Source organism: Pseudomonas sp. GW704-F2, from assembly GCF_059423025.1.
In genome coordinates, this window is record NZ_JBWKXO010000008.1 from 128842 (window position 1) to 154281 (window position 25440).

General features: G+C 62.3%; 27 protein-coding genes and 1 riboswitch. Of the genes, 18 read left to right on the plus strand and 9 right to left on the minus strand.

Annotated elements, in window-relative coordinates; all coding sequences use genetic code 11:
• The first annotated feature begins 112 nt into the window (after nt 1-112).
• From AC07W0_RS09445 to madM, 13 genes are all read left to right on the plus strand, one after another.
• Nucleotides 113-496 (plus strand): polymorphic toxin type 44 domain-containing protein, encoded by a 384-nt coding sequence (locus tag AC07W0_RS09445; protein ID WP_079444867.1) that lies wholly within the window; start codon nt 113-115, stop codon nt 494-496.
• Nucleotides 474-896 carry a hypothetical protein gene (locus AC07W0_RS09450; protein ID WP_102617735.1) on the plus strand — a complete coding sequence of 141 codons (423 nt, stop codon included), beginning with the start codon at nt 474-476 and terminating at the stop codon, nt 894-896. The genes AC07W0_RS09445 and AC07W0_RS09450 overlap by 23 nt, the downstream gene beginning before the upstream one ends.
• Nucleotides 897-1550: 654 nt before the next feature.
• A complete protein-coding gene (locus tag AC07W0_RS09455) occupies nt 1551-1991 on the plus strand; it encodes a group II truncated hemoglobin (protein ID WP_046487987.1) in 441 nt (146 codons plus the stop codon).
• A 43-nt stretch (nt 1992-2034) separates the two neighbouring features.
• On the plus strand, nt 2035-2415 hold the full coding sequence (locus AC07W0_RS09460) for a rhodanese-like domain-containing protein (protein WP_046385155.1): 381 nt from the start codon (nt 2035-2037) through the stop codon (nt 2413-2415).
• A 164-nt stretch (nt 2416-2579) separates the two neighbouring features.
• On the plus strand, nt 2580-4250 hold the full coding sequence (gene mdcA, locus AC07W0_RS09465; protein WP_102617734.1) for a malonate decarboxylase subunit alpha: 1671 nt from the start codon (nt 2580-2582) through the stop codon (nt 4248-4250).
• Nucleotides 4251-5099, plus strand: coding sequence for a triphosphoribosyl-dephospho-CoA synthase (locus AC07W0_RS09470; protein WP_102617733.1), 849 nt, complete (start codon nt 4251-4253; stop codon nt 5097-5099).
• Nucleotides 5099-5398, plus strand: a complete 300-nt coding sequence (locus AC07W0_RS09475; RefSeq protein WP_046381769.1) for a malonate decarboxylase subunit delta — start codon at nt 5099-5101, stop codon at nt 5396-5398. Before AC07W0_RS09470 ends, AC07W0_RS09475 begins: the two co-directional genes overlap by 1 nt.
• Nucleotides 5391-6233, plus strand: a complete 843-nt coding sequence (locus AC07W0_RS09480) for a biotin-independent malonate decarboxylase subunit beta (RefSeq protein ID WP_102617732.1) — start codon at nt 5391-5393, stop codon at nt 6231-6233. Before AC07W0_RS09475 ends, AC07W0_RS09480 begins: the two co-directional genes overlap by 8 nt.
• Nucleotides 6230-7000, plus strand: a complete 771-nt coding sequence (gene mdcE, locus AC07W0_RS09485; protein WP_017844985.1) for a biotin-independent malonate decarboxylase subunit gamma — start codon at nt 6230-6232, stop codon at nt 6998-7000. The genes AC07W0_RS09480 and mdcE overlap by 4 nt, the downstream gene beginning before the upstream one ends.
• The gene (locus AC07W0_RS09490) at nt 6994-7590 is read left to right on the plus strand and encodes a malonate decarboxylase holo-ACP synthase (RefSeq protein WP_102617731.1); all 597 of its coding nucleotides are present in this window, start codon (nt 6994-6996) and stop codon (nt 7588-7590) included. Before mdcE ends, AC07W0_RS09490 begins: the two co-directional genes overlap by 7 nt.
• Complete coding sequence (mdcH, locus tag AC07W0_RS09495; RefSeq protein WP_102617730.1) at nt 7587-8486, plus strand: malonate decarboxylase subunit epsilon; 900 nt, start codon at nt 7587-7589, stop codon at nt 8484-8486. Before AC07W0_RS09490 ends, mdcH begins: the two co-directional genes overlap by 4 nt.
• Before the next feature lie 66 nt (nt 8487-8552).
• Nucleotides 8553-8966 carry a malonate transporter subunit MadL gene (madL, locus tag AC07W0_RS09500; protein ID WP_017844982.1) on the plus strand — a complete coding sequence of 138 codons (414 nt, stop codon included), beginning with the start codon at nt 8553-8555 and terminating at the stop codon, nt 8964-8966.
• Nucleotide 8967: 1 nt separating this feature from the next.
• A complete protein-coding gene (gene madM, locus AC07W0_RS09505) occupies nt 8968-9732 on the plus strand; it encodes a malonate transporter subunit MadM (protein ID WP_017844981.1) in 765 nt (254 codons plus the stop codon).
• A 106-nt stretch (nt 9733-9838) separates the two neighbouring features.
• Here the strand turns inward: madM and AC07W0_RS09510 are convergent, their stop codons facing one another.
• The gene (locus AC07W0_RS09510) at nt 9839-10759 is read right to left on the minus strand and encodes a LysR family transcriptional regulator (RefSeq protein ID WP_017844980.1); all 921 of its coding nucleotides are present in this window, start codon (nt 10757-10759) and stop codon (nt 9839-9841) included.
• Between the two features lie 144 nt (nt 10760-10903).
• Here AC07W0_RS09510 and trhA point away from each other — a divergent pair, with 144 nt between their 5' ends.
• On the plus strand, nt 10904-11521 hold the full coding sequence (gene trhA, locus AC07W0_RS09515; protein WP_017844979.1) for a PAQR family membrane homeostasis protein TrhA: 618 nt from the start codon (nt 10904-10906) through the stop codon (nt 11519-11521).
• A 141-nt stretch (nt 11522-11662) separates the two neighbouring features.
• Here trhA and AC07W0_RS09520 read toward each other — a convergent pair whose 3' ends face one another.
• Entirely contained in the window at nt 11663-12565 is a 903-nt protein-coding gene (locus tag AC07W0_RS09520) for a LysR family transcriptional regulator (protein ID WP_017844978.1), read from the minus strand.
• 107 nt (nt 12566-12672) lie between these two features.
• On the opposite strand from AC07W0_RS09520, the gene AC07W0_RS09525 reads away from it, so the two are divergent.
• Both AC07W0_RS09525 and AC07W0_RS09530 read left to right on the plus strand, forming a co-directional pair.
• Nucleotides 12673-13914, plus strand: coding sequence for a D-amino acid dehydrogenase (locus AC07W0_RS09525; protein WP_017844977.1), 1242 nt, complete (start codon nt 12673-12675; stop codon nt 13912-13914).
• A 27-nt stretch (nt 13915-13941) separates the two neighbouring features.
• A complete protein-coding gene (locus AC07W0_RS09530; protein WP_102617729.1) occupies nt 13942-14844 on the plus strand; it encodes a transporter substrate-binding domain-containing protein in 903 nt (300 codons plus the stop codon).
• Nucleotides 14845-14862: 18 nt separating this feature from the next.
• On the opposite strand, the gene AC07W0_RS09535 is transcribed toward AC07W0_RS09530, so the two are convergent.
• Nucleotides 14863-15582: a 16S rRNA (uracil(1498)-N(3))-methyltransferase gene (locus AC07W0_RS09535; RefSeq protein ID WP_017844975.1), complete on the minus strand. Its 720-nt coding sequence runs from the start codon at nt 15580-15582 to the stop codon at nt 14863-14865.
• 40 nt (nt 15583-15622) lie between these two features.
• Nucleotides 15623-17029 carry an adenosylmethionine--8-amino-7-oxononanoate transaminase gene (locus tag AC07W0_RS09540; protein WP_057003944.1) on the minus strand — a complete coding sequence of 469 codons (1407 nt, stop codon included), beginning with the start codon at nt 17027-17029 and terminating at the stop codon, nt 15623-15625.
• Nucleotides 17030-17301: 272 nt separating this feature from the next.
• On the opposite strand from AC07W0_RS09540, the gene AC07W0_RS09545 reads away from it, so the two are divergent.
• On the plus strand, nt 17302-17853 hold the full coding sequence (locus AC07W0_RS09545; RefSeq protein WP_017844973.1) for a cytochrome b: 552 nt from the start codon (nt 17302-17304) through the stop codon (nt 17851-17853).
• 32 nt (nt 17854-17885) lie between these two features.
• Nucleotides 17886-18482, plus strand: a complete 597-nt coding sequence (locus AC07W0_RS09550; protein WP_017844972.1) for a YceI family protein — start codon at nt 17886-17888, stop codon at nt 18480-18482.
• A 147-nt stretch (nt 18483-18629) separates the two neighbouring features.
• Here the strand turns inward: AC07W0_RS09550 and rhlE2 are convergent, their stop codons facing one another.
• From rhlE2 to ahcY, 5 genes are all read right to left on the minus strand, one after another.
• Nucleotides 18630-20531, minus strand: a complete 1902-nt coding sequence (gene rhlE2 / locus AC07W0_RS09555) for an RNA helicase RhlE2 (RefSeq protein ID WP_046381778.1) — start codon at nt 20529-20531, stop codon at nt 18630-18632.
• Between the two features lie 222 nt (nt 20532-20753).
• Nucleotides 20754-21557: a substrate-binding periplasmic protein gene (locus tag AC07W0_RS09560; RefSeq protein WP_017844970.1), complete on the minus strand. Its 804-nt coding sequence runs from the start codon at nt 21555-21557 to the stop codon at nt 20754-20756.
• A 63-nt stretch (nt 21558-21620) separates the two neighbouring features.
• Nucleotides 21621-22703: a hypothetical protein gene (locus AC07W0_RS09565; RefSeq protein WP_102617728.1), complete on the minus strand. Its 1083-nt coding sequence runs from the start codon at nt 22701-22703 to the stop codon at nt 21621-21623.
• A gap of 78 nt (nt 22704-22781) precedes the next feature.
• Nucleotides 22782-23627 carry a methylenetetrahydrofolate reductase [NAD(P)H] gene (metF, locus tag AC07W0_RS09570; protein WP_102617727.1) on the minus strand — a complete coding sequence of 282 codons (846 nt, stop codon included), beginning with the start codon at nt 23625-23627 and terminating at the stop codon, nt 22782-22784.
• Between the two features lie 172 nt (nt 23628-23799).
• Nucleotides 23800-25209, minus strand: a complete 1410-nt coding sequence (ahcY, locus tag AC07W0_RS09575; RefSeq protein ID WP_017844968.1) for an adenosylhomocysteinase — start codon at nt 25207-25209, stop codon at nt 23800-23802.
• Between the two features lie 21 nt (nt 25210-25230).
• Nucleotides 25231-25337, minus strand: a riboswitch (S-adenosyl-L-homocysteine riboswitch).
• Nucleotides 25338-25440 lie beyond the last annotated feature (103 nt).

Here is a 25440-nt window from a genome sequence, read left to right on the forward strand (position 1 = left end):
TCGGAATGGGATGTTGTTTATGTAGGCAATTTCTTTACTTTGATTGGGCAGGTTTTCTGGCCTGAGTGGGATGCTAATTTCAGCACCCCTCACTGCCAACAAGGACCGGCACATGGCTGTACCGTTAATGCCGCCTGGTGTTTCACTTCTAGAAAATATGGCAATAGCCAAATGCAAGCGTGTTCATCTCCAGTCAGGCTCGGCGTTCGCCTACTCCTGGTTTTATTCTCAGGTCAGAGCTGCCGGGCCATGGAACTACAAGAAGCGAGGGCGCCAATACGAGGCTTTTGGTAACTTCAATTACGGTGCAACTGGTACGGTGTTGGGCATTCCTGAGCACGTGTTGCTGCGCGCCGCTGGTGTTGCTCAGACCATCGCAAAAACCACCCATCCGGATTTTGGATCATGGTGGGGAGGTGATCCTTTTGGTGATGACCCGCGAGATCAATATTGGATAAGGAGAGGTATTGAGTATGCGATTTCTCAAGGCCACTGAAGGCTTCATACCGATCCTGCGTAACTGCCTGTTAGTGGTCTGCCTGATTTATATCGCGGGCAGTTGGGTCATGTCGCCCGGGACACCGGATCTGGATGAGGTGGTGTTGAAACATTCCTTGGGCAACGGCACCTCAATCTACGGCGCGCGGGATGGGCAGGGTGGTGCGACGGTGGGCTTTTCCTACAGGTACTACGTTCATAAGGACCTGGGGAGTGATCAGGAAATACTCACAGGGTTGGTGTCGGCTCATCCATTTCTGAAAACCAAAGAACCCGATGTGCAAGTAAGTGAGCATGAGGGCGTGCTTCGGTTGGATATTCAGGGGGGCGTGTATGAGTACAACAGCTACGCCCTCGAAGGTCTTGGAGCGGTCAAGGTGGTGATGGAGTTGTTATGAGTCAGCGTTCGGATTCTTCCTGCAATATTTTGCGCCCTGCATGAACGTGTCGCTCGCAGCGCGCAATCATGCTCGGAATCCAGCAAATGGCGGCTTTGGGGTAGTTGCTGGTCGACAGAGCGCGGGATCAAGTCAGCCCTTCTCCAGCATCTTGAAACGTTCCCAAACAGCGACTGATCACTCCCTTTTGGGGACCGCTATTTAAAAGACACCACCGAACAAATGTGGAAGGGGGCTTGCCCCCGATGGCGGTGTGTCAGTCTCAGTATCTGTAACTGAGCCACTGCCATCGGGGGCGAGCCCCCTCCCACACAGGTTAGCGCTCGTCTTCAGAGCTCAATCAATCCGCTGCTCCCAATGCTCGGCCTGCCACACGTCGTAGGCGCTCGCCCGCACCCTGACTGCCAACCACTGCCGTCATAGCCGATTGGCAGAAGATGTGACTGCCAACGCATCTGCCATCTTCGAGCTCGAATAGTTAAGTATTTGTTATCAATCAATAAAAAACACATTTCCGCTCTTGGCATGGCGCGTGCTAACTGCCTGGTCATGGCCCGTTGCGATAAACGACGGCGGCGTCATCTGCCAATGGCAGTGCTGTGTGACACATGCGCTTGCCCGCGGGATAAAGTTCCAACATTGAGTGCTGACGATATGACTGAACTATTGAGTACCGTGCATAAGAACAACACCAGTACTTATCTCCAGTTAGGGGGAGAGGCGGGTATCCATAAACTGGTCGACCGCTTTTACGAATTGATGGAGGTGCTGTGCGAGGCGCGAAGAGTGCGCCAGATGCACCCGCCGAGTCTTGCCGGCAGCGCCGACAGTCTATTCAAGTTCCTGAGTGGCTGGCTTGGCGGTCCGCCACTGTTTCAACAGGAACGTGGCCACCCGCGTTTGCGCATGCGACATGCGCCCTTTGCAGTCAGTATTGTCGAGCGCGACGAATGGATGCTGTGCATGTGTCAGGCAATCAACGAGCAGGTGGATGACGCAGTCCTGAATGCGAAGCTGCAACGTATGTTTTCCGAAATGGCCGACCACATGATTAATACCGATGGCAGCCGCGCAGGTGTTGCGGCGCCGCTTTGAACGTCGGCTAACTCTCCCAACTGGACGCTTCCCAAATACCATGATTAAAACTGCCCACGATCTTGTAGTAGACGCTAAAGCCCGTATCGAAGAAGTTGCCATCGAAGACGTTGACCTGGCTATCCAGAATGCGGATGTACTTATTGATGTACGTGAAGCCGACGAGTATGCCGCAGGTCATATCTTGGGCGCTGTGCATGCCTCGCGCGGAATGCTGGAATTTAAACTGTCCAACGATACCGCACTCAGTTCGCGGGACCTTAAGGTCGTGCTGTACTGCAAAACGGGTGGTCGTGCAGCACTCGCGGCTGTATCGCTGCTTGATATGGGCTACCTGCACGTAACATCGATCACCGGAGGGTTCGACGCATGGGTGAGTGCGCAAAAGCCGACGGTGGTTCCGCATTTACCTCGCTTCGAGTAGCGCCGTGGGCTGCTTTGGGGGGCATGTTGCTCCCCATTAGGCTTAACCCCGTGTCTGTCGTCGATTCATTACTCCAGCCGTAACGATCCGCCGCCCAGCTTGATTGATGCCCCTTTGAATCACTCCTAAGGTACAGCCCACGACAGCAAACCCGTGGAGCGACCATGACAACAATAATTACCCCCGACTCGCGCTGGACGCGGCGGCGCGACGAGAAGCAGCGGCGGCTCGGGCTGGTCAAGCAGTATGCGGATGGGGCCGTGCTGCCCAGCGACAAAATCGTCGAGGCCCTCGAAGCCCTGATCCTCCCCGGCGACCGCGTGGTGCTGGAGGGCAATAACCAGAAGCAGGCGGATTTCCTCTCGCGCTCCCTGGCCAAGGCCGATCCGGCCAAGCTCCACGACTTGCACATGATCATGCCCAGTGTCGGCCGGTCCGAGCACCTGGACCTGTTTGAAAAGGGCATCGCGCGCAAGCTCGACTTCTCTTTCGCCGGCACCCAATCCCTGCGCATCAGCCAGTTGCTGGAAGACGGCCTGCTGGAAATCGGCGCGATCCACACCTACATCGAACTCTACGCCCGGCTGGTGGTGGACCTGATCCCCAATGTGGTGCTCTCGGCCGGCTTCATGGCCGACCGCGCCGGTAATATCTACACCGGCGCGAGTACCGAAGACACCCCGGCGCTGATCGAGCCGGCAGCGTTCAGCGATGGCATTGTCATCGTGCAGGTCAATCAGTTGGTGGATGATGTCACCGACTTGCCCCGCGTCGACATCCCGGCCAGTTGGGTCGACTTCGTGGTGGTGGCCGACAAGCCGTTCTACATCGAACCGCTGTTCACCCGTGACCCGCGCCACATCAAGCCGGTGCATGTGCTGATGGCGATGATGGCGATCCGCGGCATCTACGAAAAACACAACGTGCAGTCGCTCAACCACGGCATCGGCTTCAATACCGCCGCCATCGAATTGATCCTGCCCACCTACGGCGAATCCCTGGGCCTTAAGGGCAAGATCTGCCGCAACTGGACCCTCAACCCACACCCCACGCTGATCCCCGCCATCGAAAGCGGCTGGGTCGAAAGCGTGCATTGCTTCGGCACTGAACTGGGCATGGAGCACTACATCGCCGCCCGCCCGGATGTGTTCTTCACCGGCCGCGACGGTTCCATGCGCTCCAACCGCATGTTTTGCCAACTGGCCGGCCAATACGCGGTGGACCTGTTTATCGGCGCCACCCTGCAAGTCGATGGCGACGGGCATTCCTCCACGGTCACCCGCGGGCGCCTCGCCGGTTTCGGCGGTGCGCCGAACATGGGCCACGACCCGCGCGGCCGCCGCCATGGCACCCCGGCCTGGCTCGACATGCGTCACGAGGATGCTCCCGAAGCACTCTTGGAGCGCGGCAAAAAGCTCGTGGTGCAAATGGTCGAGACGTTCCAGGAAGGCGGCAAACCGACCTTCGTCAGCACCCTCGACGCGGTGGAGGTGGCGCGCAAAAGCGGCATGCCCCTGGCACCGATCATGATCTACGGTGACGACGTCACCCACTTGCTCACCGAAGAAGGCATCGCCTACCTGTACAAGGCGCGCTCCCTGGAAGAGCGCCAGGCGATGATCGCCGCCGTCGCCGGGGTGACCGCCATCGGCATGCGCCATAACCCCAAGGACACCGCGCGCATGCGTCGTGAGGGCCTGATCGCCTGGCCCGAAGACCTCGGCATCCGCCGCACCGACGCCACCCGCGAGTTGTTGGCCGCCAAGAGCGTGGCCGACCTGGTGGAGTGGTCCGGCGGTTTGTACAACCCTCCCGCCAAGTTCAGGAGCTGGTAAATGCGCGCCCTCAAACTGCACCCACTCAGCGTTGCCGAACGCCTGGCGGACCTGGCCGTCGACGCGCTGATCGACGAAGCCGACCTGTCGCCCAAACCGGCCCTGGTGGACCGTCGTGGCAACGGTGCCCACCGCGATTTGCACCTGGGTCTGATGCATGCCTCGGCGCTGTCGCTGTGGCCGATGTTCCTGGCAATGGCCGAAGCCGCCCGCGACATCGGTGAAGTCGGCTTGCCCCTGCGCGAAGCCCTCGGCCGCATCGGTCGTGAGGGTGAACAGGCGATGCTTGTCACCACCCTCGGCGTGAACACCCATCGCGGTGCGATCTGGGCCCTCGGCTTACTCACTGCGGCAGCAGCATTGGAACCCCAATCCCGTCACCCGAATGCCGTAACCCTGACAGCGGCAAAACTGGCCCTGCTCGACGATCGCCATGCCCCGCAACCCATGAGCCACGGCGCGCAGGTGGCGCAACGCTACGGCGCACGCGGTGCCCGTGAGGAAGCCCAACTGGGTTTCCCCTCGGTGTTGCAACGCGGCCTGCCGCAACTGCACAAAAGCCGCCAGCAACAGGCCGGTGAACAGAACGCGCGCCTGGATGCGTTGCTCGCGATCATGACCGCCCTGGCCGACACCTGCGTGCTCTACCGCGCCGGCACCGCGGGCCTGCACGCCATGCAACACGGCGCCCAAGCGGTGCTCGACGCAGGCGGCAGCGCGACCCTGGCCGGTCGCCGCCATTTGCACGAACTCGACCAACAGCTGTTGGCCCTGAATGCCTCCCCCGGCGGCGCCGCCGACCTGTTGGCCGCCTGCCTGTTTATCGACCGCCTCGATGGAGCGTTTTGATGGAAACCTTATCCTTTGAATTTCCCGCCGGGCAGCCGCCCAAAGGTCGCGCGCTGGTGGGGTGTGTCGGTTCGGGCGACCTCGAAGTGCTGCTGGAACCGGGCACGCCCGGCATCCTGAGCATTCAGGTACAGACCTCGGTGAATGGCGCCGAACAGCGCTGGCAGCACCTGTTCGAGCGGATCTTCCAGGAGCACACGCCGCCCGCGTTGAACATTGATATCCACGACTTCGGTGCCACGCCCGGCGTGGTGCGCCTGCGCCTGGAACAAGGCTTCGAGGAGATCGGCCATGACTGACTTGCTCAGCAAACACAGCTTCGTCGAACTGGGCGCACGGCAGCGGGCCAAGGCCTTGTTGGACGCAGGTTCTTACCGCGAACTGATCGACCCGTTCGAACGGGTCATGTCGCCCTGGCTCAGCCGTCAGGGCGTGGTGCCCCAGGCCGACGACGGCGTGGTGATCGCCAAAGGCAACATCGCCGGCAAGCCGGTGGTGATCGCCGCGATCGAAGGCAACTTCCAGGGCGGCAGCCTCGGTGAGGTCGGCGGCGCAAAAATCGCCGGCGCCCTTGAACTGGCGGCCGAAGACAACCGCAACGGCATCCCGACCCGCGCCGTGCTGCTGCTGGAAACTGGTGGCGTGCGCCTGCAGGAAGCCAACCTGGGCCTGGCGGCGATTGCCGATATCCACGCCGCGATTGTCGATCTGCGCCAGTATCAGCCGGTGATCGGCGTGGTGGCGGGCAGCGTCGGTTGCTTTGGCGGGATGTCCATCGCCGCCGGGCTGTGCAGCTATCTGCTGGTGACCCGCGAAGCGCGCCTGGGCTTGAACGGTCCGCAGGTGATCGAGCAGGAAGCCGGCCTGGATGAATACGATTCCCGCGACCGGCCCTTTATCTGGAGCCTGACCGGTGGCGAACAACGCTTCAACAGCGGCTTGGCCGACCGTTACGTGGCGGACGATGTCGCGCAGATTCAGCAGACCGTCAGTGCATTATTGCAGCTCGGCTTGCCCGCTCAACAACGCAGTCGCCGTGCCGACTTCTATCTGGCGCGCCTGGCTGAACTGGACGCCGAACCGCAAATCGACCCGGCGACGGTTCGCGATCTGTATCAGGGAGAACACTCATGAGAGGCTTGCAGTGGTTCAACGCGTTGAGTGCCGGCGCCCAACCCGTGGAAGGGTTGCCGGACTCGCTGAAAGTCGCCGATGGCGTATTGGGTGAACACAAGGTGCGCTTTATCGCCGTGGTCCCCGACGCGCAAAACCGCTTCCCCCGCGCACGCAATGGCGAAGTCGGCCTGCTCGAAGGCTGGGGGTTGGCCAAAGTCGTGGATGAAGCCATTGCGAGCGGCGACCAGCGCCCGTTGATCGCCATCGTCGATGTGCCGAGCCAGGCCTATGGCCGTCGCGAAGAAGCCCTCGGCATCCATCAAGCCCTGGCCGCCGCGGTCGACAGCTACGCTCGGGCCCGTCTGGCCGGGCACCCGGTGATCGGGTTGTTGGTGGGCAAGGCCATGTCCGGCGCGTTCCTCGCGCACGGCTACCAGGCCAACCGCCTGATCGCCCTGCGCGACCCCGGCGTGATGGTTCACGCCATGGGCAAGGCCTCGGCGGCGCGGGTGACCCTGCGCAGCGTCGAAGAGCTCGAAGCTCTGGCCGCCAGTGTGCCGCCGATGGCCTATGACATCGACAGTTATGCCAGCCTCGGTTTGCTCTGGGAGACCTTGTCGGTCAGCCAGATTGAACAGCCGACGAAGGACGATGTGGCGCGGGTCAGTGACTGCCTGGTCAGTGCGATCAAGGATGTCGATGGCCGCGATTTGAGCGGTCGCCTGGGTGCGCCCCATCGCGCCGCCTCCAGCCATGTGCGCCAACTGCTGCGGGCGCAATGGTGAACGCCCACGACCTGCTCTGGGGCATGACCCCGGCGCATGTGCCTGCCGATGCGCCGGCCTGGGTGCTGGAGGCGCTCGGTGCCGGGCAGCCGGTGGTGGTCCGCCGCGCCATTGCGCAACCGGGGCAGGTGGCGGTCGGCGTGCGTGGGCGTTTGCGCGAGCAGCGTTTCGCCGCGCAGATGCCGCTGGCGCTGGTGCGGCGGCGCGTGACGCCGCAAGCCCTGCGCGAGGTGACATCGCCACGGGATTTGCCGGCATTGCAGGCGCTGGCTCAACTGCGGCCGCTGCTGGCGCAGAAGGATTGGGGCGTCAGCGGCAGTGCGGGTTTTGAATTGGCCACGGGCATCGAAGCGCTGCATGACGCCAGCGATCTGGATTTGATCCTGCACACCCCCGAGCCGCTGGGGCGACGCGACGCCGGGGACTTGCTAGCGATCCTGGACACGGTGGTCTGCGCCGTGGACCTGCAACTGCAAACCCCGTTTGGCGCCGTCGCCTTGCGCGAATGGGCCGGCTCGTCACGTCGCGTATTACTCAAAACCGCCAGCGGCGCGCACCTGGTCATCGATCCCTGGCAGGCGCTGATATGAGCAGCCTGCTGGTGTTTCCGGGGCAGGGCGCGCAACGCCCTGGCATGCTTCGGCATTTGCCCGCGTCGGTGCTGGACGAAGCCAGCGAGGCCTTGGCTGAAGACGTTCGCCCACTCGACTCTGCGCGGGCCTTGGTCAGTACCCGCGCTGTGCAGTTGTGCCTGTTGATTGCGGGTGTGGCCCATGCGCGCCTGTTGGCGCGCACGCCGGATTATGTGGCGGGTTTGTCCATCGGCGCTTACCCGGCGGCGGTGATTGCCGGTGCCCTGGACTTTGCCGACGCCGTCCGGCTGGTCAGCCTGCGTGGCGAACTGATGCAGCAGGCTTATCCACAGGGCTACGGCATGACCGCCCTGATCGGCCCGGATTTATCCACTGTCGAAACCCTGCTGGCCGACATCCATAGTCCCGAAACCCCGGTGTACCTGGCCAATATCAACGCCGACAACCAGACGGTGATCGCCGGCAGCGATGAAGCGATGCAGCGTGTCGCCCAGCGCGTCAAAGGCAACGGCATCGCCAAGCGCCTGGCCGTCAGCGTGCCGTCCCATTGCGCGCTGCTGGAGCGCCCGGCCCAGGTGCTGGCTGAAGCGTTCGTCACGCTCAATGCACCGCGCATCAGCTACTTGAGCAGTACCCGGGCGCGGCCGATCCGCGACCCTGCGCAATTGCGCGACGACCTGGCCTTCAACATGTGCCGCGTCGTCGACTGGCGCGGCACCGTGCAAAGCGCCTATGAGCGCGGCGTGCGCCTGCAGATCGAACTGCCCCCCGGCGCCGTTCTCACCGGCTTGTCACGCCGCGTGTTCGAACACGGCACGGTGATCGCCTGCGAAGGTGCGCGCCTGGACACCTTGCAGGCCCTGCTGGAAGAGGAGGAGCGCCGCCACCGATAAAGCACCACCCAAGGCTTTCGAAGCACAACAACAAAAAATCGATCGAGCACTTTGAGGACAACAACAATGATTATTTACGGTGTGGCATTGCTGGCGATCTGCACGCTCGCGGGCGTGATCATGGGCGACATGCTTGGCGTGTTGCTCGGCGTCAAATCCAACGTGGGCGGGGTGGGCATCGCGATGATCCTGCTGATCTGCGCACGGCTGTGGATGCACAAACGCGGCGGCATGACCAAGGATTGCGAAATGGGCGTCGGCTTCTGGGGCGCGATGTACATCCCTGTGGTGGTGGCGATGGCCGCGCAACAAAATGTGGTCACCGCTCTGCACGGCGGCCCGGTCGCGGTGCTCGCGGCGATTGGTTCGGTGGTGGTGTGTGGTTGCACCATCGCGTTGATCAGCCGCACGCACAAGGGCGAACCGCTGCCCGATGAAGAACCGCTGATCACACCGACACCTGTCGTGGGAGGCCGCTGATATGTGGGCTCTCATTGAAAAGGGTTTGGAGCATAACGGCCTGGTCACTGCCTTTGCGTTCGTGGGCGTGGTGATGTGGATTTCTGTGGTGCTGTCCAAGCGTCTGACGTTCGGGCGCGTTCACGGCTCGGCGATTGCCATCGTGATCGGCCTGGTGCTGGCCTGGGTCGGCGGCACCATGACCGGCGGGCAAAAAGGCCTGGCGGATATATCGCTGTTCTCCGGCATCGGCCTGATGGGCGGCGCGATGCTGCGCGACTTCGCCATCGTCGCCACGGCGTTTGAAGTGCAAGCCACCGAAGCGCGCAAGGCCGGGATGATCGGTGTGATTGCGCTGCTGCTGGGCACGATCCTGCCGTTTATCGTCGGTGCAAGCATGGCCTGGGTATTCGGTTATCGCGATGCGATCAGCATGACCACCATCGGCGCCGGCGCCGTGACCTACATCGTCGGCCCGGTGACCGGTGCGGCGATCGGCGCGACCTCGGATGTGATGGCGCTGTCGATTGCCACTGGCTTGATCAAGGCGATTCTGGTGATGGTCGGCACGCCGGTTGCGGCGCGTTGGATGGGCCTGGATAACCCGCGTTCGGCGATGGTGTTCGGTGGGCTGGCCGGTACGGTGAGTGGCGTGACGGCGGGGCTGGCGGCGACGGATCGGCGCCTGGTGCCGTATGGCGCGCTGACCGCGACGTTCCACACCGGGCTTGGCTGTTTGCTCGGGCCTTCGTTGCTGTACTTCATTGTGCGAGGGTTGGTGGGCTGACTTTGGGGTGTTGCGGTGATTGGGCTGGCGCTATCGGGGGCAAGCCCCCTCCCACATTTGGAGTGCGTTTCAATGTGGGAGGGGGCTTGCCCCCGATAACGGTCTGTCAGGCTGTCACCTGCCGATTGGCATACATCCGACACTCCGCCAACAACGCCAGCAAATTCGGATCACGCTCCTTGGCCTTCAAGAACACCACCCCGATATGCTGCTGCAACCGATACCGGGGTTGCAGCGGTATCAGCTTCACGCGGTTCTCATACACCGCCGCAATCCGCCCCGGCAGCAGCGCATAACCGACCCCCGAACTGACCATGCTCAGCAGGGTGAAGATGTCATTGACCTGCATCGCCACCTTCGGCTCGAACCCCGCTTGCTTGAACACACGGTTGCCGTCCTGGTGGGTGGCGAAGCCTTGGGTGAGGGTGATGAACGTGGCGTCGCGCACGTCGGCCAGGTCGATCTGCTGGTCGCGGTCGAAGGGCGAGTCGGCGGGCGTGGCGAGGAAGATGTCGTCGGAGAACAACGCGATCTGTTCGCAATCGGGGTCGTTGGCGCGTTCGTCGAGGGAGATCAGGATCGCGTCGACTTCCATGTTCTTGAGCTTATACAGCAGGTCGAAGTTGGAGCCGAGGATCAGGTCGATGTTGAGTTCGCTGCGGCGCAGTTTCAGGCCCATGATCAGTTGCGGCACGGTTTTCACCGTCAGCGAATACAGCGAGCCGAGCTTGAAGCGTTCGGCGGAGAAGCCGGCGGCTTCGCGGGTCAGGCGGATGCTGTCGACTGCGTCCTGCACCAGCTTTTGTGCGCGCTCTTCGAGCACGTAGGCGCTTTCCAGCGGGGTGAGGTTGCGGCCTTCATGCTTGAACAGCGGGCAGCGCAGGGCGTTTTCCAGGGAGTGGATGGCGCGGTGTACGCTGACGTTGCTGGTTTGCAGCTCGGCAGCGGCGCGGGCCAGGTTGCCGGTACGCATGAAGGCCAGGAAGATTTCCAGCTTTTTGAGGGTGAACTCTTCGTCGATCAACATGGCCGTGGCTCTTGTTCGAATGCTGCCGATTGTGCGCGCAAAACCGTGCGGCGTCGCCGGAACGTCATAAGGCCCTTGCACTCTTATGCGCAAGGCGGGACGCTTGTCAGCCAGCGGTCAACGGTTACGGGAGGTCAGTGACAGATGTACCACGGGGAACGATTCAACGCCTGGAGCCATTTGCTCGGTGCAGTCGCGGCGTGTGTGGGCGCGGTGTGGATGTTGGTGGTGGCGAGCCTGGACGGCAGCCCCTGGAAGATTGTCAGCGTGGCGATTTATGGGTTTACGTTGATGGTGCTGTACAGCGCGTCGACGGTGTATCACAGCGTGCAGGGGCGGCGAAAAGCGATCATGCAGAAGGTCGATCACTTTTCGATCTACCTGTTGATCGCCGGCAGTTACACGCCGTTTTGCCTGGTCAGTTTAAGAGGGCCGTGGGGCTGGACGTTGTTCGGGATCGTCTGGGGGCTGGCGGTGATCGGCATTCTGCAGGAGATCAAACCGCGTTCTGAAGCACGGGTTCTGTCGATCGTGATCTATGCGGTGATGGGCTGGATCGTGCTGGTGGCGGTCAAGCCGCTGATCGCCGCGCTGGGCACGGCGGGGTTTATCTGGCTGGCGGCGGGCGGGGTGTTGTACACCGTCGGCATTATCTTTTTTGCCCTGGAGGATCGCCTGCGGCATTCCCATGGGATCTGGCATCTGTTTGTGATCGGCGGCAGTTTGCTGCATTTCGTGGCGATCATGCATTACGTGCTCTAACGCACGACGCGGTCTAAAAAATGTGGAAGGGGGCTTGCCCCCGATGGCGATGTGTCAGTTGGCAAATATGCTGGCTGAACCACAGCCATCGGGGGCAAGCCCCCTCCCACATTGGTTCTTCAGAGAGGTTGAGGGCGCTGACTACAGGCGTTCGAGCAGCTCCCGGGCACGTTCACCGAAGATCTGCAGCAGGTTGGCCAACATGTGCGGCGGCGGTTCGTCGGCGCGGGTCAGGGCGTACAGGGTGATCGGCAGCGGCGGTGTGAGCGTGCGGATGCAGGTGGTCGCCGTCGACGCGCCGAGGGCGGTGAAGGGGTCGATGACGGTCAGGCCGGCGCCGGATTCGACCATCGCGCGAGCCAGGGAGTAGGTCTGCACCGAGAGGCTCACCCGTGGTGGCGGGTCGACTTTTTCCAGGTAACTGTCGAGCTTTGCCGCCAACGGGTCGGCGCTGGACAGGCCAATCAACGGCGCTCCCGCCAGCTCCGCCAACGGCAGCGGCTGGCGGGTTTGCGCGTCGCTCCAATAGCCCTTGGACGCCAGCGCGACCAAGGCTCCGTTGGCCAGCACTTGGGTGGTGAGCCCCGGGTGGCCGGCGAAGTTGAGGGTCAGCGCCAGGTCGATTTCGCGCATCAACAGCTTCTGCACCAACTCGCGGCTATGGTCGCTGGACAGTTCGCAGGCGATGTCCGGGTAAGCGCGCTTCCACTGCAGAATCGCCGGTGGCAGCAACGACAGCGCCAGCGCCGGGATCGCACCGATCCGCACACTCTGCGCCGGCGACCGGCGCAGACTCTTGGCCAGGCGCCTTACGCCTTGCAGGCTTTCGCTGACTTTCTCGACTTCGCGTTCCAGTGCCAGGGCTTCCGGCGTGGGCTGCAATTTGCCGCGCACGCGCAGAAACAGCGGGAAGCCCAGTTGCAACTCGGCGTGCTGCAACACTTTGCTCACCGCCGGTTGCGAGACGTGCAGCAATTGCGCGGCGGCGCTGATGGAGCCGGTCTGGCGGATGGCCTGGAAGATTTCGATATGACGCAAGCGCATGGCGAGTCCATAACCTTTGCTTATAGGTGACCCATCTTTATTCATTGTCGCGGGCCTGTCACCTGCCCCTACGCTTGAGCCGTCTTATTCAACGGCGAGGAGCGGGGATGGCCAGGCAGGTTTGTATCATCGGGGGTGGGGTCATCGGCCTGGCAAGCGCCTACGCGCTGGTGCGCGCCGGGCATGACGTGACGCTGATCGACGCGCGCGACACCCTGGGCAGCGAAACCAGTTTCGCCAACGGTGGGCAGTTGTCGTATCGCTACGTTGCGCCGCTGGCCGATGCCGGCGTGCCGCTGCAAGCGCTTGGCTGGCTGCTGCGCGGTGATTCGCCATTGAAGCTGCGCCCGCGCCTCGACCCGCAGCAATGGCGCTGGATGGCGGCGTTCCTCGGCGCCTGCCGTGGCTCGGTGAACCGGCGCAATGCCGCCCACTTGCTGCGCCTGGCGAGCCTGAGCCAGGCCACCTTGCAGCAGTGGCGCGAGGATGATCGCCTGGACGGCTTCGACTGGCGGCGCAACGGCAAGCTGGTGACGTTTCGCAACGCCGACACCTTCGAGCATGCGCGCCGCAAGGTCACGGATATCCTGCAACAGCAGGTGCTGTCGGCGGCCGATTGCACTCGCCTGGAGCCGGCGCTGGCGAGCGGTGGTTTTGTCGGTGGGATCTACACGCCGAACGAGGAAGTGGCCGATTGTCACGCCTTCTGCCAACGCCTGGCGGCGCGCCTGCAAGCGTCGGGGCATTGCCGCTTCTTGCTGGGGCGCAAGGTCACCGGGATCCGTCACAGCGCCGGTGCGGTGCAGGCCATAGAGTTGGGCGAGGAGGTAATGCCGGTCGAGCAACTGGTCCTCGCCGCCGGGCATCGCAGCGCTGAATTGGGGTTGCCGGGGCTGGCGCTGCCGCTGTATCCGCTCAAGGGCTACAGCCTGAGCGTGCCGATTGGCGCGCAGCATCGGGCGCCGAATGTGAGCATCACCGACTACGACCGCAAGATCGTGTACGCCCGGATCGGCGAGCAATTGCGGGTGGCGGCGATGGTCGATATCGTCGGTTTCGACGCCGGCCTCGAGCCCAAGCGGCTCGCGTTGATCAGGCGCCAGGCGGTCGAGACATTCCCCTTGGCCGGCGACTACGCCCAGGCGGTCGAATGGGCCGGCATGCGTCCCGCCACGCCGACCGGGGTGCCGCTGATTGGCGCCAGCGCCTATCGCAACCTGTGGCTGAACCTGGGCCATGGCGCGCTCGGTTTTACCCTGGCCTGCGGCAGCGGCCAACTGCTGGCCGAACTGATCGGCCAGCACCTGCCATCGATTGATATGCAGGGCCTGGCGCCCCGCGCCGCTTGAATCGTCACACACCAACGGAGAATAACAATGAGAAAAATCCTGTTGACCGGTTGCACCCTGGGGCTTTTGTTCGGCGCGCCGGTTCAGGCGAATGAACCGCCGGCAGAGGGCACGTTGAGTAAGATCGCCAGCACCAAGTCCATTACCTTGGGTTATCGCGATGCGTCGGTGCCGTTTTCCTACGTGGGCGACCAGAGCGGTAAGCCCATGGGCTATTCGGTGGACCTGGCCAACAAGATTGTCGAGCGCATCCAGCAGAAAACCGGGGTGGCCAACCTTAGCGTGAAGTACAACCTGGTGACTTCCCAGACCCGTATCCCGCTGGTGCAGAACGGCACCGTCGACCTGGAGTGCGGTTCTACCGGGGTGACCGCCGAGCGGCAGAAGCAGGTGGCGTTTTCCTACGGCTTCATCTACGTGAAGGGGCAACTGCTGACGGCGAAAGACAGCGGCATCCAAGGCTTCGCCGACCTCAAGGGCAAGAACGTGGTGACGACCGCCGGCACCACCAACGAACGTTTTCTCAAAAGTTACAACGCCGAGCACAACGGCAACCTGTCGGTGATCAGCGCCAAGGACCATGGCGAAGCCTTCAAGATGCTCGAGACCGGCCGCGCAGCCGCGTTCTATATGGACGATGCGTTGCTCTACGGCGAGCGCGCCAAGGCCAGGGACCCGCATCGCTGGGTGGTGGTGGGCGAGGAGCAGTCGCGGGAAATCTACAGCTGCATGGTGCGCAAGGACGATCCGCAGTTTCTCGCGGTGGTCAACGACACCTTGGGCGATCTGTACCGCACCGGTGAGATCAACGGGATTTACCGGCGCTGGTTTGAACAGCCGATCCCACCGAAGGGCCTGAACCTGGAGTTTCCGATGACCGCCGAGTTGAAGGCGATCTTCGCCACGCCGGTCAGCGACCCGGTGGAATAAACCCGCTCCTCGGGCCGGTCAGAAGTCGCCCCACAGTTGTTGGGCGACGGCCAGCGCGACGACCGGCGCGGTTTCGGTGCGCAACACGCGCGGGCCGAGGCGGGCGGCGTGGAAGCCGGCGTCTTGGGCGGTGTCGACTTCAGGGTCGGTCAAGCCGCCTTCGGGCCCGATCAGGAACGCCAGGCTCGATGGCTTGGCATGGCTGACCATCGGCTCGGCCACCGGGTGCAGCACCAGCTTCAGGTCCGCCTCGGTCTGCTTCAGCCAATCGGCCAGTAGCAGCGGTGGATGAATCACCGGCACCGTCGAGCGCCCGCATTGCTCGCAGGCGCTGATCGCCACCTGGCGCCAGTGCAGCAGGCGTTTGTCGGCGCGTTCGTCCTTGAGGCGCACTTCGCAGCGTTCGCTGAAAATCGGCGTGATGGCGTTGACGCCCAGTTCGGTGGCTTTCTGAATCGCCCAATCCATCCGCTCGCCGCGGGACAGGCCCTGGCCGAGGTGAATGTGCAGCGGCGATTCGGCCTGCCCGGCGAATTGCTCGGTCAGTTGCACGCTGACGTGTTTTTTACCGACCTCCAGCAACGTGCCGCGAAACTCCTGGCCGGAACCGTCGAACAATTGCACGGCATCGCCTTCGCCCATGCGCAGCACGCGGCTGATGTAGTGCGCCTGGGCTTCAGGCAATTCGTGATCGCCGAGGCTCAGCGGGGTGTCGGTGAAAAAGCGGGACAGTCTCATGTCTGTTCTCTGGAAAAAAATACAAAGCTTGAAGGGCAAATCAACCTGGATCGCGAAAGCCTGGGTGGAAGTCTTTGGGCACGGCAACGCTCACCTTGCTGTTGGTGGCGATATCGATCCCTTCGCTGGCCACTTCCGCCAAAAAGTCGATCTGCTCCGGCGTAATCACATACGGCGGCAGGAAGTACACCACGCTGCCCAACGGCCGCAGCAGCGCGCCGCGCGCCAGGGCGTGCTCGAACACCTTCAGGCCACGGCGTTCCTGCCAGGGGTAGGCGGTCTTGGTGGCTTTGTCCTGGACCATCTCGATGGCCAGCACCATGCCGGTCTGGCGCACTTCTGACACATGGGGGTGGTCCGCCAGGTGCGCGGTGGCCGTGGCCATGCGCTGGGCCAGGGCCTTGTTGTTTTCGATGACGTTGTCTTCTTCGAAAATATCCAGGGTCGCCAGGGCCGCTGCGCACGCCAGCGGGTTGCCGGTGTAGCTGTGGGAATGCAGGAAGGCGCGCAGGGTCGGGTAGTCGTCGTAGAAGGCGCTGTAGACATCTTCGGTGGTGACCACCGCCGCCAGCGGCAGGTAGCCGCCGGTGAGGGCCTTGGACAGGCACAGGAAGTCCGGGCGGATGCCGGCCTGTTCGCAGGCGAACATGCTGCCGGTGCGGCCGAAGCCCACGGCGATTTCGTCGTGGATCAGGTGTACGCCGTAGCGGTCGCAGGCTTCGCGCAGCAGCTTGAGGTATACCGGGTGGTACATACGCATGCCGCCGGCGCCCTGGATCAGCGGTTCGACGATTACGGCGGCGACTGTGTCGTGGTTGTCCGCCAGGGTCTGTTCCATGGCCAGGAACATGTTGCGCGAGTGTTCTTCCCAGCTCATGCCCTCGGGGCGCAGGTAGCAGTCCGGGCTTGGCACCTTGATCGTGTCGAGCAGCAGCGCTTTGTAGGTTTCGGTGAACAGCGGCACGTCGCCCACCGACATCGCGGCGATGGTTTCGCCGTGGTAGCTGTTGGTCAGGGTGACGAAGCGTTTTTTGTTCGGCAGGCCGCGGTTGAGCCAGTAGTGAAAGCTCATCTTCAACGCGACTTCGATGCACGACGAACCGTTATCGGCGTAGAAGCACCGGGTCAGGCCTGCGGGCGTCATCGCCACCAGGCGCTCGGACAGTTCGATCACCGGCTGGTGGCTGAAACCGGCGAGGATCACGTGTTCCAGCTGGTCGACCTGGTCTTTGATGCGTTGGTTGATACGCGGGTTGGCGTGGCCGAACACGTTGACCCACCAGGAGCTGACGGCGTCGAGGTAGCGCTTGCCTTCGAAGTCTTCCAGCCACACGCCTTCACCGCGCTTGATCGGGATCAGCGGCAGTTGCTGGTGGTCTTTCATCTGGGTGCAGGGATGCCACAGCACCGCAAGGTCGCGTTGCATCCACTGGTTGTTCAAGCCCATCGTCTATCTCCTCGAAGCGGTCCTGCGCCCGGCGCAGGCGAAACAATCGCGCAAGCCTATGCAATGGAGGCCCGTGTCACAAGCCATTGTGGGGCAATTCGCAGTAAACACAGGACGGTCTGTCACGTTTCTTAGGAATAGTCTTAATCCCTCGTTAACGTATTGTGCCTAGGCTTATGATCATATTTCTCGATATTTCAAAGCAAAAAATTGCGCTTTAATTCGATAGGTAAATCGTTAGTCTTGAGCACAGTTCTTACGGGATTAAGTACATGCAGCTACGTAACTCACCAGCCCGCTACGGCTGGGTCAGCATGGTATTGCACTGGGGCGTGGCCCTGGTGGTGTTTGGTCTGTTCGCCCTGGGCTTGTGGATGGTCGGTCTCGACTACTACAGCGCATGGCGCAAAGACGCGCCGGATCTGCACAAAAGCATAGGCATCACGCTGTTCGCCATCATGCTGGTGCGTATCGTCTGGCGCCTGATCAGCCCGCCGCCACCGGCGCTGGCCAGCTACAGCCGGCTGACGCGGATCGGTGCTGCATTTGGCCATGGGTTCCTTTATGTCGGCTTGTTTGCCGTGATGATCGCCGGTTACCTGATTTCCACCGCGGACGGTGTGGGTATCCCGGTGTTTGGCCTGTTTGAGATTCCTGCCTTGGTTTCCGGCTTGCCGGACCAGGCAGACACCGCAGGCGTGGTGCATCTGTACCTCGCCTGGGTGCTGGTGGTTTTCGCCGGCCTGCACGGCGTGGCCGCGTTGAAACACCACTTTATCGATCGTGATGCGACCCTCACGCGAATGCTGGGGCGCAAAGCCTGATGTTCAACCTCGACTCACAAGGAATAGAAAGCATGTTGAAAAAGACACTCGCTGCTCTGGCAATCGGTTCTGCTCTGCTGTCCGCAGGCCAGGTGATGGCCGCTGACTATGTTGTCGACAAAGAAGGCCAGCACGCCTTCGTCGACTTCAAGATCAGCCACTTGGGCTACAGCTTCATCACCGGTACGTTCAAGGACCTGGACGGCAAGTTCAGCTTCGATGCCGCCAAGCCTGAAGACAGCAAGATTGAGTTCAACGTCCGCACCGCCAGCGTGTTCACCAACCACGCTGAACGTGACAAGCACATCTCCAGCAAAGACTTCCTGGACGTTGGCAAGTTTGCCGATGCCAAGTTCGTCTCCACCAGTGTTAAAACCACCGGTAAGAATGCTGCGGGCCAAGTCACTGCCGACGTGACCGGCGACCTGACCCTGCACGGCGTGACCAAGCCGATCGTCGTCAAGGCCACCTTCCTGGGTGAAGGCAAGGATCCATGGGGCGGCTACCGTGCCGGTTTTGAAGGCACCACCAGCTTCAATCGCCAAGACTTCGGCAAGCAGATGGACCTGGGCCCAGCGTCCAACAATGTTGAGCTGTACGTGACGTTCGAAGGTGTGAAAGCGAAGTAACGCTTCACTTGTTGGAGCGAGCTTGCTCGCGAAAAACGTAGAGACACCGCGTTTTTTCAGGCTGCCAGCGTTATCGTTGACGACCTTCGCGAGCAAGCTCGCTCCTACAGGCAAAAAAACCCGTATCTCGCGATACGGGTTTTTTTTTTATGCTTCGCGGTTGCGGGTCAGCAGCGCTGGTTTTTCACCACGAGGACGGCCTGGCAACTGATCCAGTTGCTCCGGTGTCGGGAAGCGGTCGGCTTTCGACTCCTTGTGGATGATCTTCGGCGCTGGGCCGCCGCGCGGGTTCTGCACCGCTGGCTCGGACAAGCGTGGCTGGTCGTCACGGGCCGGGCGGCGGTTGTTGCTGCGCGAGTCTTCGCGACGCGCTTGGCCATCACGCGGTGCGCCGTTACGCGGGCCGCTGCGCTTGGCCGGTGGCGTACCGGTGGTGCCGCCGCTGCTGTTGCGCGGGCCGTTCTGACGCGCGCCCTGTGGCTGGCCGCCACGCGGTGCGCCAGTGCCAGCGCCCGGAGCCGGAGCGCCTGGACGACGGCCACGGCCCTGGGCCGGTTTGGCCTGGGGCACGTAGTCGACGCGGTTACCGAAGTTATCCACATCGTCGTCGAGGAACTCGTCCGGCGCGCGGTCGGCGCTGGCGCGTGGCGGCTGGCTTGGCTGGCTCGGCTGACGCTGTTCGCGGGCCGGGGTGCCTTCGCGGGGCTTCTGCTCGCGGGCCGGGCGTTCGCCACGGCCGTTGGTCGGCGCTTTTTCCTTGCCGCCCTTGTCCTTGCCCTTGTCGCGACGACCGCCACCACCACCGCCGCCGTTCGGGCCATCGCCCTTCGGACCGCGTGGGTTGCGTGGGTTACGCACGTCCGGACGCTCGCGCACCTCAGGCTTCTCGGCCTCAACGGTGCTGGCATCGAAGCCCATCAGGTCGCCGTCGGCGATTTTCTGCTTGGTCATGCGCTCGATGCTTTTCAGCAGTTTTTCTTCGTCCGGCGCAACCAGGGAGATGGCTTCGCCCGAACGACCGGCACGGCCGGTACGGCCGATACGGTGTACATAGTCTTCGTCGACGTTAGGCAGCTCGAAGTTGACCACGTGCGGCAGTTGGTCGATATCCAGGCCGCGTGCGGCGATATCGGTGGCCACCAGGATGCGTACTTCACCGGCCTTGAAGTCGGCCAGCGCTTTGGTGCGCGCGTTCTGGCTCTTGTTGCCGTGGATGGCGACGGCGGTGAGGCCGTGCTTGTCCAGGTACTCGGCCAGGCGGTTGGCGCCGTGCTTGGTGCGGGTGAACACCAGCACCTGTTCCCACGCGCCGTGGGTGATCAGGTGCGCCAGCAACGAACGCTTGTGGCTGGCGGCCAGGCGGAACACGCGTTGTTCGATACGCTCGACCGTGGTGTTCGGCGGCGTGACCTCGATGCGCTCCGGGTTGTGCAGCAACTTGCCGGCCAGGGCGGTGATGTCGTTGGAGAACGTTGCCGAGAACAGCAGGTTCTGACGTTTGGCCGGCAGGCGGGCGAGGACCTTTTTCACGTCATGGACAAAGCCCATGTCGAGCATGCGGTCGGCTTCGTCGAGCACGAGGATTTCCACGTGGGACAAATCGACGCTGCCTTGGCCGCACAGGTCGAGCAGGCGACCCGGGCAGGCGACGAGGACGTCAACGCCACGGGACATGGCCTGAACCTGTGGGTTCATGCCGACGCCGCCGAAGATGCAGGCGCTGACGAACTTCAGGTCGCGGGCATACAGCTTGAAGCTGTCATGCACTTGGGCGGCGAGTTCGCGGGTAGGGGTCAGGACCAGTACGCGCGGTTGGCGCGGGCCATGACGCTGGGACTTGTCCGGGTGACCATTGGGGAACAACCGCTCCAGAATCGGGAGGGCGAAGCCGCCGGTTTTACCAGTACCTGTCTGAGCCGCAACCATCAGGTCGCGACCTTGCAACACGGCGGGAATAGCCCGCTGTTGCACCGGAGTAGGCTCGGTATAGCCCGCTGCCTCGATGGCGCGGACTAAAGCCTCGGAGAGACCGAGGGAAGCAAAGGACATGAGTAATCCTGTTTTAGTTAGGGCTTGGCCCAAAGGGATAATCTTGCCGGGCGTGAATGGCGCTTAGGGGAGCGCAACCCCGTCCGGTCCTGCTGCGTCTGGCGGACACTCCAATGGCTCGCGCGGGCCGCAAAGCTGCGCAGTAGCTGGGTTGGGTGTCTTTTTCAAGACCTCAGCGGCCGGGCGTAAGCCTGGCGGGAAGGCCCGAGTATAACAGAGCAATCACCGCGCGCTGCTTTCCTGCTGCTCAACGGTGTGTTCGTGCAGTGTAATCGGCGCCGCTGCGCTTTGAATACCACCATATTTGGCGCTCAAGGCGGCGTAGGCCGGCTCTTGCTTGAAACGCTTGAGTTCGGCGGCAAAGCGCTGCACTAGGAGGTCCATGCCCGCGCCACGGCGCACGGCGAGGAACTGCTGCTGGCGGCGGATCACGGCGGGCGCCTGGCTGACCTGGCCTTCCAGGCCCAAGGCCGCGATCACATGCTGGCCGACCCGGCGGTCAGTCACCAGCAGATCGATGCGGCCAAGCAGCAATTTGCCGAAGTTCGCTTCATGACTCGGCGCCGGCTCGCGTTGGAACACGCTGGACTCACTGAATTCGGCGCCGTACAGGTAACCCGGCGAGGTGCCCACGGTCAGCCCGCGCAACTCGTCGAGGGTCTGGACCGGGTGGGGCCGCTCATTGGCGTAGAACAGCACGAACTCCACTTCCGACAGCGGTTCGCTGGGGTACAGCAGCAGGGCATCGCGCTCATGGCTGTGGAAAATGTCCAGCGCGCCGTCGGCGTGGCCTTGTTCGAGCATCGCCAGGCAGCGTTTCCACGGCAGGAATTGCCACTGCACATCGACGCCCAGGCGCTGGAACACGATCACCGTGGTTTCATAGTCCAGCCCGCGCATCGTGCCGTTGTCGTCATACACGTAAGGCGCCCACGGTTCGGTGACGATGCGCAATTTCTCGCCGTGAGCGGCCAGGCTCAGGCAAGTAAAAAGAGTCGCAGTCAACAGCTTCAGAAGGGCGGACATGGCCTGAGGTTACGATGCTCCTGAATGAAAGAGAAGCTCTGGCACGCGCATCTGCAAGGATCGTTATTTGACGGGCGAGGTTATCAAATGTTCGTAGATCGCGCTGCGCCGCTCGCCCAGAATCAGCCTGACCACCGGGTTGGCGAACCAGTGCTCCAGTTGGTGGGCGTCGAGCGGACGTTGCTGGCGCTCTTCCTGATTCTGCCGCGCCTTGTCCCACCACACCGGGCCACACGCCTGGTCGAACTCGTTCTCGTGCTCGTAGCAACCGTAGAGAACTTCGCGGATGAACTGCTGCTGGTGCTTGGGCAAGAGCAGGGTGATCAGTTTGTACATCAGGCGCTGCAAGCGCGGCGGGCGCGGCAGGTGCGAGGAAACCTGACGCGTGTCGGCCAGGGCCTGCGCGCTGGTGGGGGCGGCCGCATGCTTGGCGATCCACGCCTTGACCTTGGCGCGGAACAGCTGCTTGCGGCTCCAGTAATGGTGGATCAGGTCCGGGCACTCGCGCACATTCACGGTGCGGTAGGCGGCGATCGACAGGCAGAACTCTTCCAGGGTGTAGGCGCCCTGGGCGTGGGGGAACAGTTCATCCATCAACTCGATGGAGTGATCGAGGATGTGCGCGTCCTGTTGCGTCAGGCCGATGACGCCGGAGTTGAGGGTCATCATGTCATCGTCGGCCACGCCCATGTCCAGCAGGCGCTGGTGCAGGGCGCTATAGAGGATGCTTTCGTGATTGTCGCCGTACTTGGTGTAGAAGGCGTTGCACAGCAGAGTGCCGGGTTGCACGCGCTCGAACAGGGCTGTGGGCGAATGGTGGAAGAAGGTGTCGGTGTCGATCAGCAGGGCTGTCGACGACTCTTCCAGCACCTGGCGCAGCACCACGTGTTTGGTGCGGAAGTGATAGCCGTGGGGCTCGCTCCAGCGTTTGCGGGTGGCGTCGTCCAGCGGGCGCACGCGTACCGGCAGCAGGCGATAGGGTTCGGGGTTGTCGCTGAATACCTGGATGTCCACGACGGCGTCCGGGGTGTCCTGCAGAAAAGCCAAGGCGCTGGCGATACTGAAGACGGCTTCCTGATGATAGGTTTCGGCACCGAAAACCAGATACACCAGTTGCGGGCGGGAAGTCGTGGGCACTGTATTCATGGACTGCTGGGTTCCGTGGGCATGTAAAACGACAAAGGCCCTCGTAGAAACGAGGGCCTTGGCACAGCCGGGCAAACTTCAGCGTGGCAGCTTGAGGTTGTTCCAGATGGCAAGGCTAGGTTCAGCCTGGTTCAGGGTATAGAAATGCAGCCCTGGCGCACCACCTTGCAACAATTGTTCACACATCTTACTGATAACCTGTTCGCCAAATGCCTGGATGCTTTTGACGTCGTCGCCATAGGCTTCCAGTTGCTTACGCACCCAGCGTGGGATCTCAGCACCGCAGGCGTCGGAGAAGCGCGCCAGCTTGCTGTAGTTGGTGATCGGCATGATGCCCGGCACGATCGGGATGTTCACACCCATGGCCCGTACACGCTCGACGAAGTAGAAGTAGCTGTCGGCGTTGAAGAAGTACTGGGTGATCGCACTGTCGGCGCCGGCGTTGGCCTTGCGCACGAAATTCTGCAGATCGTCTTCGAAGTTGCGCGCCTGTGGGTGCATCTCCGGGTAAGCCGCCACTTCGATGTGGAAGTGATCGCCGCTTTCTTCGCGGATGAAGCTCACCAGGTCGTTGGCGTAGCGCAGCTCACCGCTGGCCATGCCCATGCCGGATGGCAGGTCACCGCGCAGGGCGACGATGCGCTTGATGCCGGCGCCTTTGTATTGGGTCAGCAGGGCGCGCAGGTCGGCCTTGCTGTCGCCCACGCACGACAAGTGCGGCGCGGCGGGAATTTTGACTTCGCTTTCCAGCTGCAACACGGTGTTGATCGTGCGGTCACGGGTCGAGCCGCCAGCGCCGTAGGTGCAGGAGAAGAAGTCGGGGTGGTAGCTGGCCAACTGCTTGGCAGTCGCCATCAGTTTTTCATGCCCAGCATCGGTCTTGGTCGGAAAGAACTCGAAGCTGTAGCGACGGTCTTGGGACATGGTAATACCCTTGGAAACTCAGAAGCCGACTGTGCAACCCACCTGCACTGTAGGAGCGAGCTTGCTCGCGAAGAACGTCAACGATAACGCGTCAAACAGGCTGTACGCGGTGCCCTTGGGTTTTTCGCGAGCAAGCTCGCTCCTACAGGTTAGAGCAGGTGGAGCTGGTTACTTAGTAGCGGTAAGCGTGCGGCTTGAACGGACCTTCGACGGTCACGCCGATGTAGTCGGCCTGGGTCTTGGTCAGTTGAGTCACCACGCCGCCGAAGCCGCGGACCATTTCCAGGGCCACTTCTTCGTCGAGTTTCTTCGGCAGCACTTCCACGGTCAGACGCTCGGCTTTCTGGGCCGGCGACAGGTCGGCGTACTTCTGGCCGAACAGGAAGATCTGCGCCAGTACCTGGTTGGCGAACGAGCCGTCCATGATGCGGCTTGGGTGGCCAGTGGCGTTACCCAGGTTTACCAGGCGGCCTTCGGCCAGCAGGATCAGGTAGTCGTCGTTCTGCGGGTCGAAATCGCCCGAGCCGGTACGGTGAACCTTGTGTACCTGTGGCTTCACTTCTTCCCATGCCCAGTTCTTGCGCATGAAAGCGGTGTCGATTTCATTGTCGAAGTGACCGATGTTGCACACCACGGCGCGCTTCTTCAGGGCCTTGAGCATGTTGGCATCGCAGACATTCACGTTACCGGTGGTGGTGACGATCAGGTCGATCTTGCCCAGCAGGGCCTTGTCGATGCTCGCTTCGCTGCCATCGTTGATGCCATCGATGAACGGCGAAACCACTTCGAAACCGTCCATGCAGGCTTGCATGGCGCAGATCGGGTCGACTTCGGAGACCTTGACGATCATGCCTTCCTGGCGCAGGGACTGGGACGAACCCTTGCCCACGTCACCGTAGCCGATCACCAGGGCTTGCTTGCCCGACAGCAGGTGGTCGGTGCCGCGCTTGATCGCATCGTTCAGGCTGTGACGGCAGCCGTACTTGTTGTCGTTCTTGCTCTTGGTCACCGAGTCGTTGACGTTGATGGCCGGGATTTTCAGCTCGCCCTTGGCCAGCATGTCCAGCAGGCGGTGTACGCCGGTGGTGGTTTCTTCGGTCACGCCGTGGACGCGGTCGAGGATCTGCGGGTACTTCTTGTGCAGCAGCTCGGTCAGGTCGCCGCCGTCGTCGAGGACCATGTTGGCATCCCAAGGCGCGCCATCTTTCAGGATGGTTTGCTCCAGGCACCATTCGTACTCTGCTTCGGTCTCGCCTTTCCAGGCGAATACCGGGATACCGGCAGCAGCGATGGCGGCGGCGGCCTGGTCTTGTGTCGAGAAGATGTTGCAGGACGACCAACGCACTTCGGCACCCAGGGCAACCAGGGTTTCGATCAGCACGGCAGTCTGGATGGTCATGTGGATGCAGCCGAGAATCTTCGCGCCCTTGAGCGGTTGCTCAGCGGCGTACTTGCGACGCAGGCCCATCAGCGCAGGCATTTCGGATTCGGCGATAAAGGTTTCGCGACGGCCCCAGGCAGCGAGGGACATGTCGGCGACTTTGTAGTCGTTGAAATCTGCAGGCGTAATTACAGCGCTCATGAAGAGCCTCCATTCGTAGTGTGCGAATGGGCGCCGTTGTGCGTTTAGTATCAGGCCAGGACAACCAGGCCGGACAACGCCCCATCCGAGCCTGACAGGTCTAACCTGCTGCAGCGCCCCTCGGACAGGTGGCGGGAGAACGGTATCAACTGAAGATGACCGTTTTGAAGCGGGTGCGATTATAGCTGTGTACGCGGCACTTCCCAAGCCTTTCTGTCGGCGATATGAAGA